This is a genomic window from Nioella sediminis, assembly GCF_001879695.1.
GTDB classification, from domain to species: domain Bacteria; phylum Pseudomonadota; class Alphaproteobacteria; order Rhodobacterales; family Rhodobacteraceae; genus Nioella; species Nioella sediminis.
This window is the reverse complement of the sequence record NZ_MNBL01000026.1, coordinates 41,673-51,345: the sequence shown is the minus strand read 5'-3', so window position 1 is coordinate 51,345 and position 9,673 is coordinate 41,673. Positions and strand designations below refer to the sequence as shown.

Annotated in this window: 9 protein-coding genes; all 9 read left to right on the top strand. The window is 64.0% G+C overall.

Annotated elements, in window-relative coordinates; genetic code table 11:
• The coding region (locus BKY26_RS02990) for an ABC transporter ATP-binding protein (protein ID WP_071688916.1) at nt 1-980 on the top strand (980 nt) is incomplete at its 5' end.
• A 93-nt stretch (nt 981-1,073) separates the two neighbouring features.
• Nucleotides 1,074-2,303 carry an ABC transporter substrate-binding protein gene (locus BKY26_RS02985; RefSeq protein ID WP_071688915.1) on the top strand — a complete coding sequence of 410 codons (1,230 nt, stop codon included), beginning with the start codon at nt 1,074-1,076 and terminating at the stop codon, nt 2,301-2,303.
• 65 nt (nt 2,304-2,368) lie between these two features.
• Nucleotides 2,369-3,394 carry a carbohydrate ABC transporter permease gene (locus BKY26_RS02980; protein WP_071688914.1) on the top strand — a complete coding sequence of 342 codons (1,026 nt, stop codon included), beginning with the start codon at nt 2,369-2,371 and terminating at the stop codon, nt 3,392-3,394.
• The gene (locus BKY26_RS02975; RefSeq protein ID WP_071688913.1) at nt 3,394-4,275 is read left to right on the top strand and encodes a carbohydrate ABC transporter permease; all 882 of its coding nucleotides are present in this window, start codon (nt 3,394-3,396) and stop codon (nt 4,273-4,275) included. Before BKY26_RS02980 ends, BKY26_RS02975 begins: the two co-directional genes overlap by 1 nt.
• A 133-nt stretch (nt 4,276-4,408) precedes the next feature.
• Entirely contained in the window at nt 4,409-5,737 is a 1,329-nt protein-coding gene (gene hisD, locus BKY26_RS02970) for a histidinol dehydrogenase (protein ID WP_071688912.1), read from the top strand.
• A 132-nt stretch (nt 5,738-5,869) separates the two neighbouring features.
• Nucleotides 5,870-6,913 carry an ester cyclase gene (locus BKY26_RS02965; protein ID WP_071688911.1) on the top strand — a complete coding sequence of 348 codons (1,044 nt, stop codon included), beginning with the start codon at nt 5,870-5,872 and terminating at the stop codon, nt 6,911-6,913.
• The gene (locus tag BKY26_RS02960; protein ID WP_071688910.1) at nt 6,910-7,674 is read left to right on the top strand and encodes an SDR family NAD(P)-dependent oxidoreductase; all 765 of its coding nucleotides are present in this window, start codon (nt 6,910-6,912) and stop codon (nt 7,672-7,674) included. Before BKY26_RS02965 ends, BKY26_RS02960 begins: the two co-directional genes overlap by 4 nt.
• Nucleotides 7,674-8,693: a LacI family DNA-binding transcriptional regulator gene (locus BKY26_RS02955; protein ID WP_071688909.1), complete on the top strand. Its 1,020-nt coding sequence runs from the start codon at nt 7,674-7,676 to the stop codon at nt 8,691-8,693. Before BKY26_RS02960 ends, BKY26_RS02955 begins: the two co-directional genes overlap by 1 nt.
• A complete protein-coding gene (locus tag BKY26_RS02950) occupies nt 8,690-9,664 on the top strand; it encodes a nuclear transport factor 2 family protein (protein ID WP_071688908.1) in 975 nt (324 codons plus the stop codon). The genes BKY26_RS02955 and BKY26_RS02950 overlap by 4 nt, the downstream gene beginning before the upstream one ends.
• Nucleotides 9,665-9,673: the final 9 nt, after the last annotated feature.

The window sequence follows — 9,673 nt, the reverse complement described above, 5'->3', positions numbered from 1 at the left end:
TGACCATCGCGGACGAGGAGTTTCTTGTTCTCCTTGGCCCCTCGGGCTGCGGCAAGACCACCACGATGCGGATGATCGCGGGGCTGGAAGATCCGACCGAGGGTGAGATCATCGTCGGCGGCACCGTCGTGAACAACCTTGAACCCAAGGATCGGGACGTCGCCATGGTGTTCCAGAGCTATGGGCTCTACCCCAACATGAACGTCTACGAGAACATCCGCTTCCCGCTGAAGGTGCGCAAGGTGGACCCGGCGACCCATGACGAGAAGGTCATGAAAGCCGCCGCCATGGTGGAACTGGAGCCCTTCCTGCACCGCAAGCCCGCCGAATTGTCGGGCGGCCAGCGGCAGCGGGTGGCCCTTGCCCGTGCCATCGTGCGCCAGCCGCAGGTCTTCCTGATGGACGAGCCGCTGTCGAACCTCGACGCCAAGCTGCGAGTCTCGACCCGGGCGCAGATCAAGAACCTCAGCCATGAATTGAAGGTCACCACCGTCTACGTGACCCATGACCAGATCGAGGCAATGACCCTGGCCGATCGCGTCGTGGTCATGAACCACGGAGTCGTGCAGCAACTGGGCACGCCGACCGAGATCTACGACAAGCCCGCCAATACCTTCGTGGCCAGCTTCATCGGCAACCCGGCGATGAACCTCGTCGAGGGGGACTTGAAGGGCGGTACCTTCACGGCCCCCCACACCACGATCCACGGGCTGGATGCACCGGACGGCCCCGTGACGCTCGGCTTCCGGGCCGAGGATGCGACCGTTGTGGAGGCGGGCGGCCAGATCACCGCGCCGATCTACACGCTGGAGCTTCTGGGAGAGGCCACAATGGTCAGCCTGAAGATCGGCGGCGCGCTGGTCAGTGCCAAGGCCGACAAGAGTTTCCGTGCGGAAATCGACGACACCGTGTCGATCGAAGTCCCCGCGGATCACTGCCACCTGTTCGATACGAAGACAGGGGCCCGCATCGGGGACTGACCCCGAGACTGAAGCCCCCGGACCTCATGTCCGGGACATCATGGGGGTGCAGGCTTGCAAGATGCACCCAAGTTCACCAACGGGAGGATCCCAATGTATCTCAAGACACTCACTACCGCAGGTGCGCTGGCCGTGCTTTCGGCCACCACCGCGCTCTCCTGCGAAATCAGTGCACGTGTGTCCATCGTCGGCAACGAATTCCCGGCGATCCAGACCGTGGGCGCAGGCGCGCAGGAATGCTCGGGCGCCGAAGTGTCCACCAACCTGACCGCCGATCACCAGCAGATCAACGTGGCCGGCATGTCGGGCAACCCGGCGGAATACACCTCGGCCATTATCGCCAACTCGTCCATCGTGGCGCTGATGAATGCCGATGTGATCCGCCCGCTGGATGATCTGGTCGAGGCGCATGGCGAGGGTCTGAACCGCAACCAGCTGATCACCATCAATGGTCAGGTCATGGCCGTGGCCTTCATGGCGAACGCTCAGCACCTGGTCTATCGCGCCGACGTCCTCGACCAGCTCGGCCTCGACGTTCCCACCACCTACGAGGAGATGCTGGCCGCTGCCGAGGCGATCCGCGAAGCGGGCCTCATGGAAAACCCGGTGGGCGGTGCCTATGCGGCTGGCTGGAACCTGGCGCAGGAATTCAACAACATGTTCATCGGCTACGGGGGCCAGTTCTTCGAGCCCGGCACCGCAGAACCCACCGTGAATTCCGAGGCCGGTGTTCAGGCGCTGGAAATGATGCGCGCGCTGTCGGAATACATGAACCCCGACTTCCTGACCCATGACTCCAACGCCACAAACGCCGAATACCGGGCTGGCAACGTGGCGCTGATGAACATGTGGGGCAGCCGCGCCGCGACCCTCGTGACCGTGGACGGTGTGCCGCAGGAAGTTGTCGACGGATTCGCCATCGCCGGTCCGATGACCGTGGGCGGCGGCGACATCCCGGCGACCACCCTGTGGTGGGACGGCTGGACCGTGGCCAGCAACATCTCCGACGAAGAGGCCGAGGCCACCTTCATTGCCATGATGAACGGCATCCGGCCCGAAATGATGGAAGACGAAGATATCCGTACCCAGGCCGTCTGGCTGATCCCCGGCTATGAGCCGACCCCGGCGGCCGTTGGTGTCTTCGCCGCTGCGGAAATGGGCTCGGTGCCGTACCCGATGCTGCCCTACATGGGCCTGATGCACACCGCCCTCGGTGCCGAGCTGACCGACTTCATGCAAGGCAATGAGAGCGCGGAACAGGCCCTGGCTGATGTGGAGGCCGCCTATCGCGCCGCCGCCCGCGAACAGGGTTACCTTCAGTAAATCCCCGTTGGGGCGGGGGAGATCCTCCGCCCCATCCCCTTTTCTGACCGAGCACGGAAAGACCCATGAAACATCGCACCTTCTTCTGGTTCTTCCTGCCCACCGGGCTGGCGATGCTGCTGTTCATTGCGGCGCCCATCGTGTCGGTCGTCATTCAATCCGTCACCGCGCAGCACGAACCGGTGCTGATCACGGTGGAAACCTGCACGCCCTTCAGCTGCACCGAAGAAACCACCATCGACCAGGAAGCAACGCGAGAGCTGCGCGAGGCGCGCCCCCTGGGCCGCTTCGTCGGGCTGGATATCTACCTTGATCGTGGTCACCTTGCGGTTGCCGAAGTGGCAGAGGCTTGGCGCACGTCGGACAGCATCGGGGCCTTCTTCTCGGAACTGGGGGATCTGCCCTTCTATCGGGCCATCGGTTTTACCCTGACCTACACCTTCACGGTCACACCGCTTCTGATCATCCTCGGCATGGCTATCGCTTTGGCGGTCAACACGCTGACCCAGAAGCTCAAGGGGATCGTGATCTTCTTCTCGCTTCTGCCGATGATTGTGACGCCACTTGTGGGCTCGCTCATCATGTTCTGGATGATCGACAATCGCGGCGTTCTTGGCAATTTCCTGTCCTGGCTGGTCAATGACCCCGACCTGTCGGTGAAAGCCTCCACGCCGCTGATGTGGATCGCGCTGATCGTCTACGGGGTCTGGCATTCCGCGCCCTTCGCCTTCGTCGTCTTCTATGCCGGGCTGCAAACGCTGCCCGAGGATCAGATCGAGGCTTCGCAGATCGACGGCGCCACCCGCTGGCAGCAGGTCCGCTATATCGTGGTGCCGCATCTGATGCCGCTGGTAACCTTCGTGGCGCTTATTCAGCTGATGGACAATTTCCGCGTGTTCGAGCCGATCGTGGGCTTCAACGCCTCCGCCCACGCCACCAGCCTGAGCTGGATCATCTTCAACGACATGGGCGGCGAGACCCGGCAGCTGTCTGCTGCGGCGGCCACCTCGGTCCTGACCATCCTCGGTGTGGCGATCCTGCTGTCGCCCGTCCTGGTGCGCACCTGGCGCGACTTCAAGGGGAAAATGTAATGGCTTCTTCCGCACTCCGCGCGCCCCTGTCGCTGCGTGTCCTGACCAAGGGCTTCATCATCTTCTGGCTGATCCTGGCTGCGTTCCCCTTCATCTGGACGCTTTGGGGGTCTTTCAAGGTGGAGCTTGATTTCTTCTCCATCGCTGACTGGACCAATGCGCTGACCGGCGCGAACACCGAACGCACCCATGGCAGCCCGTTCACCGGGGCGGGCTATGAAGGGGCCTGGGTGCAAGAGGAGTTCTGGCGCTCGGTCATCAACACGTTCATCGTGTGTTTCTTCGTGGTTTGTACCTCGCTGACCATCGGCACACTCGGCGGCTATGCTCTGTCGCGCTCTGGCTACCGCTACACGTTCTGGCTGCTGATCACCGCGCTGATCTTCCGCGCCATGCCGCCGATCACGCTGGTCTCGGGCTACCTGCTGCCCTTCTTCGAATGGAATGTCTGGGGGATCCTGCCCACCACGATTATCGTGCTGGTGGCGATCAACCAGCCCTTCACCCTGTGGATGCTGCATTCGTTCTTTCAGAACATCCCCAAGGAACTGGACGAAAGCGCCAAGGTCGATGGCTGCACCCAGTTTCAGGCGTTCCGGCTGGTCATCGTGCCGGTCATGTGGCCGGGCGTCATCACCACCGGGCTGTTCAGCTTCCTGCTGGCCTATAACGACTTCGCCGTGACCTCGATGCTGCTGAGCGAAAGCAACCGCACCATGGTCCCCGCCATCGCCGCCTTCCTTGGCACGACGCAGACCGAGGGCAACGTGATGTTCGCCGTTGCCGCCGTGGTCTCGGCCACCGCGCCGCTCTTCGTGCTGGTCATGTTCTTCCAGCGCCAGATCGTCAGCGGTCTGACCGCCGGGGCGGTGAAGGGATGAGAGGGGGCGCAACCGTGCCCCGGCACGCCGCCCACCCGCCCACCCCGTCGCGCCGGGGCATGGTTGCTCCGGGGCGGCAAACCGAACCACAAAAGAACGGCCCGCAGATGGCGGGCAACCGAGGACGAGACACATGACCATCGACTATCTCAAGCGTGGCAAACCGGCCAATGAACGCGCCGAAGACGATGCCAAGACCCGCGCCGTGGTGGAAGCGACGCTGGCCGATATCGAGAAACGCGGGGACGCGGCGGTGCGGGAGTTGTCGGAGAAGTTCGATGGCTATTCGCCTGCGAGTTACCGGCTGTCCGAGGCCGAGATCGCGGCGCTGATGGCCGAGCTGTCCGACCGGGAACTGGCCGATATCAGGTTCGCCCAGGAACAGGTGGTCAAGTTCGCGCAGGCGCAGCGCGACTCGATGCTCGATATCGAGGTCGAAACCCTGCCCGGCGTGATCCTGGGCCACAAGAACATCCCCGTTCAGTCCGTGGGCTGCTACGTGCCCGGCGGCAAGTTCCCGATGGTGGCCTCGGCCCATATGTCGGTGGCCACGGCATCGGTCGCGGGTGTGCCGCGCATCGTGGCCTGTACGCCCCCCTGGCAGGGCAAGCCAAACCCCGCCGTGATCGCGGCGATGCATCTGGGCGGCGCGCATGAGATCTACGTGCTTGGTGGCATCCAGGCCGTGGGGGCGATGGCGCTCGGCACCGAGACGATCGAACCCGTGCACATGCTGGTCGGTCCCGGCAATGCCTTCGTGGCCGAAGCCAAGCGCCAGCTTTACGGGCGGGTCGGCATCGACCTTTTCGCAGGCCCGACCGAAACCATGGTGATCGCCGATGACACCGTGGATGGCGAGCTTTGCGCGACCGATCTCCTTGGTCAGGCCGAACACGGCTATAACTCTCCCGCCGTGCTGGTCACGAACTCACGGAAGCTGGCCGAGGAGACCCTGTCCGAGATCGACCGGATCCTGACAATCCTGCCAACCGCCGACACCGCCCGCACAAGCTGGGAGGAGTATGGCGAGGTGATCCTTTGTGACAGCTATGACGAGATGCTGGCCGTGGCCGATGACATCGCGTCGGAACATGTGCAGGTCATGACCGACCGCGATGATTGGTTCCTTGAGAACATGACCTGCTACGGCGCGCTGTTCCTCGGGGCGCGGACGAATGTGGCCAATGGCGACAAGGTGATCGGCACCAACCACACGCTGCCCACCAAGAAGGCGGGGCGCTATACCGGCGGTCTCTGGGTTGGCAAGTTCCTGAAAACCCACAGCTACCAGAAGGTGCTGACCGATGAGGCGGCGGTCATGATCGGCGAATATGGCAGCCGCCTGTGCATGCTGGAGGGTTTCGTCGGCCATGCCGAGCAATGCAACATCCGCGTGCGCCGCTATGGCGGGGTCAATGTGCCCTATGGCGAAGGCGCACCCCACCGGGAAGCGGCGGAATGAGCGGAGCGGGGGAAAGGCGCTTCGAAGCGCCTTCAAAAAGCGGTTTCGAAACCGCTTCCCACGCGATTTGCAAATCGCGTCTGCCATGGCCCTTCGAAGGGCCATCCACCGCCTGTGTCGCACGAGGGCACAATGACTGACCGCAGCGCCAGCATCAAAGCCGCGATTGCGCCGCTTCGGGCGTCCATGGCGGATTTTGCAAAGGCTCCGGTGCGGCAGGCTCTGGCGGAGATCGCGCCGGACGTAACTGCACGATTGTGCCACCCGTTCGGCGACCTGTCAGGCGCTCAGGCACTCTACGACACCGCCTATGCGCCGCTTCTGGCGGCCATGCCCGACCTCGAACGCCGCGACATGATCGTCATGGCGGGCACCACGCCCGAGGGGCAGGACTGGGCCGGCTGCATGGGCAATTACATGGGCACGTTCCGCGCGCCATTTCTGGGCATCCCGCCGACGGGGCACCTCGCCCATATGCGCTATCACGAGTTCTTCCGGCTGGAAGGCGGCCAGATCACAGAGATGCAGGCGATCTGGGACATTCCCGAGCTGATGATGCAGGCGATGGCCTGGCCCATGGCGCCGCAGCTTGGTGCCTTCTTGTGCACACCTGCACCCATGTCGGGCGACGGGCTGACCATGGAGGGCGACGGGCAGGCGGCCATGGATCACGTCATCGCCATGCTGACGGACCTGTGCAAGTTCCCCGCGACCCCCGACCCCGAGGTCATGCAGCTTCACCGGTACTGGCACCCCAAAATGAATTGGTACGGCCCCGCCGGGATCGGTACAGCGCGCGGCATTTCCGGCTTCCGCAGCTGGCACCAGGGCCCGTTCCTGCGCGGCATGCCCGACCGCAAGCTCGACGCCATGGGCGATCTCATGTCCCATTGGATCGGTGAAGGCGACTATGTCTGCGAAACCGGCTGGCCTAACATGCGGCTGACACTGTCGGGCGATGGCTGGATGGGGATTGCGCCCTCCGACACGGAAATCCTGCTGCGCAGCCTCGATTTCTGGCGGCTGGAGGGCGGGCTCATCCGTGAAAACTGGGTGCTTGTGGACATTCTCGACGCCTACCGGCAGCTTGGGGTGGACGTGCTGGGGCGGATGCGGGAATTCAACAAGGCCCGCGTTCCCGGCACCATCCCCGAACCGGATTGGAGAGACGCATGATCCTGCCCCGCACCCCCTCGTTCCGCCTCGACGGCAAACGCGCTCTGGTCACGGGCGCCTCTTCCGGCATCGGGCTGGCGGCCGCCGTGGCGCTGGCCGAGGCCGGGGCGCATGTGGTTCTGGCAGCGCGCTCCGCAGACAAGCTCGGCGCGGCGGTGGCGGCCATGCAGGCCGAAGGCATGAGCGCCGAGGCGCTGGTCCTCGATGTCTCCGACGTGGCCGCAACAGAGGACGCCATCGCGCGGGCGGAACCCTTCGATGTGCTGGTCAACTCCGCAGGGGTTGCGCGCCATTCCCCGGCGCTTGACACGACCGAGGGCGATTTCGACCTGGCCATGGGGCTCAATCTGCGCGGGGCCTATTTCCTGACCCGCGCCGTGGCGGAGCGGCTGATCGCCAGCGGGCGGCCCGGATCGCTGATCAACATTTCCAGCCAGATGGCCCATGTGGGGGGCATCGACCGCGCGGTCTACTGCGCGAGCAAACATGCGGTCGAAGGCTTCACCAAGTCGATGGCCATCGAATGGGGCCCGCGACAGATCCGCGTCAATACGATCTGTCCCACCTTCATCCTGACGCCGCTGACGCAATCCACCTTCGACAATCCCGAACGGGCGGCGTGGATCAGGGAAAAGATCAAACTGGGCCGTCCGGGCGAGGTCGAGGATATCATGGGCGCGGTGGTGTTCCTCGCGTCGGAGGCCTCGGCGCTTGTCACCGGCTCGGCGCTGATGGTGGACGGGGGGTGGACGGCAGACTGATGGTAGAGAAAGTCACATCCCTTCAGGTCGCAGAACGCGCGGGCGTCAGCCAAAGCGCCGTCAGCCGCGTCTTTACACCCGGCGCCTCGGTCTCGGCCAAAACAGCGGAGAAGGTGCGCAAGGCGGCGCGGGAACTGGGCTACCGCCCCAACATCCTTGCCCGTGCCATGATCACCGGGCGAAGCCGGATCATCGGGCTGGTGGTGGCCTATCTGGAAAACCACTTCTACCCGGAAGTGCTGGAGAAGCTGTCGAACGCGTTGCAGGCGCAGGGCTATCACGTACTGATCTTCATGGCGTCCAATACCGCCGACAATATCGACAGCGTGATGGATGAGATTCTCGACTACCAGGTCGACGGAATCATCCTCGCCTCGGTCGCCATGTCCTCGGACCTGACGCGGCGTTGCGAGGCGGCGGGCGTGCCGGTGGTGCTGTTCAACCGCTTGCAGGATGACGAAACGCTGTCCGGTGTCGCCTCCGACAACGTGGCGGGCGGGCGTAAGCTGGCCGAATTCCTGGTCGCGGGTGGGCATCGCAAGATCGCCCATATCGCGGGCTGGGAAGGGGCCTCGACGCAGCGCGACCGTGAAAAAGGGTTCCTTGAGGGGCTGGCCGCCGCGGGCCTCTCGCTTCATTCGCGGGCCGCGGGCAATTTCCACACCGATCAGGCGCAGTCCGCCGCGCGGCAGCTTTTCGACACCGATGACCGCCCCGACGCGGTCTTTGTCGCCAACGATCACATGGCCTTCGCGGTGATGGATGTGCTGCGTTACGAGCTTGGCCTTGGCATCCCCGAAGATGTCTCGGTCGTCGGCTATGACGATGTCATCATTTCCGCTTGGCCCAGCTACAACCTCACGACCGTGCGCCAGCCCGCCAACCGGATGGTGGAGGAAACCGTCCGCACCATGATGGCCCGGATCGACACCCCCAATATGCCCGCCCGCCGGGTGGCCATTGACGGCCCGCTCGTCGTGCGTGGCTCGGCCCGCATTCCCGAAGGATGGACAGAATGACCGGCTATTCGAACCGCTGGAAGGACTTTCCCGACTACATTCTCGGGATCACCCGTGAAATCTGGGAAGAACGGGGTCTTGCCACGCTGAACCACTACTATGCCCCGGATATCCCGATGCGCTTCCCCGAGGGCATTTCCATCGGCAACCAGCGCACGATCAACGGCACATTGGCCACGCTGGCGGAGTTTCCCGACCGCGAACTGACCGGCGAAGACGTGATCTGGTCGGAAAGCGAAGAGCATGGGTTCCTCTCCTCGCACCGCCTTCTGACCATGGGCACCCATACCGGCGGCGGCTATTTCGGCCCGCCCACGGGGCGGCGCTTCCGCATCCGGGCTATTGCCGACTGTGCGGCGCGGGGCGATGTGATCAACGATGAATGGCTGATCCGCGACACCGCCGGGATCGTGAAACAACTGGGCATGGACCCGCAGCAATTCGCCCGCGACCTGATCGCCCGAGAGGGCGGGCCGGACCAGTGCGTAAAGCCCTTCTGCCCGGCCATTGATGTGGGCGGCCCCTACAAGGGCCGGGGCAATGACAATGAATGGGGTCAGCGCATGGCCGACATCCTGACCCGCATGATGGACAAGGATTTCAGCGTTGTCCGCGCCGAATACGACCGCGCCGTTCAGACGGAACACCCCGCCAGCACCACCGTGCATTCCTGGGCCGATACGGAAAAGGAATGGATGGGCCTGCGGTCATCCTTCCCCAATGCCACCTTCAGCATCGACCACCAGATCGGCCGCGAAGATCCGATGCTGTCCCCCCGCGCGGCGATCCGCTGGAGCCTCCACGGCAAGCACGATGGCTGGGGCATGTTCGGCCAGCCCACCGGGGCCGAGGTCTACATCATGGGCTTCACCCACGCGGAATTCGGCCCCTACGGGCTGCGTCGCGAATGGACGCTGTTCGATCATGTCTCGATCTGGAAACAGATCTTCATGCAGACAGGCGAGGTCTGACATGGCCAC

Excerpts from the sequence above, each read along its gene's own strand:
- BKY26_RS02985 (WP_071688915.1), top strand. The coding sequence starts at position 1,074 with ATGTATCTCAAGACACTCACTACCGCAGGTGCGCTGGCCGTGCTTTCG.
- BKY26_RS02980 (WP_071688914.1), top strand. The coding sequence starts at position 2,369 with ATGAAACATCGCACCTTCTTCTGGTTCTTCCTGCCCACCGGGCTGGCG.
- BKY26_RS02975 (WP_071688913.1), top strand. The coding sequence starts at position 3,394 with ATGGCTTCTTCCGCACTCCGCGCGCCCCTGTCGCTGCGTGTCCTGACC.
- hisD (WP_071688912.1), top strand. The coding sequence starts at position 4,409 with ATGACCATCGACTATCTCAAGCGTGGCAAACCGGCCAATGAACGCGCC.
- BKY26_RS02965 (WP_071688911.1), top strand. The coding sequence starts at position 5,870 with ATGACTGACCGCAGCGCCAGCATCAAAGCCGCGATTGCGCCGCTTCGG.
- BKY26_RS02960 (WP_071688910.1), top strand. The coding sequence starts at position 6,910 with ATGATCCTGCCCCGCACCCCCTCGTTCCGCCTCGACGGCAAACGCGCT.
- BKY26_RS02955 (WP_071688909.1), top strand. The coding sequence starts at position 7,674 with ATGGTAGAGAAAGTCACATCCCTTCAGGTCGCAGAACGCGCGGGCGTC.
- BKY26_RS02950 (WP_071688908.1), top strand. The coding sequence starts at position 8,690 with ATGACCGGCTATTCGAACCGCTGGAAGGACTTTCCCGACTACATTCTC.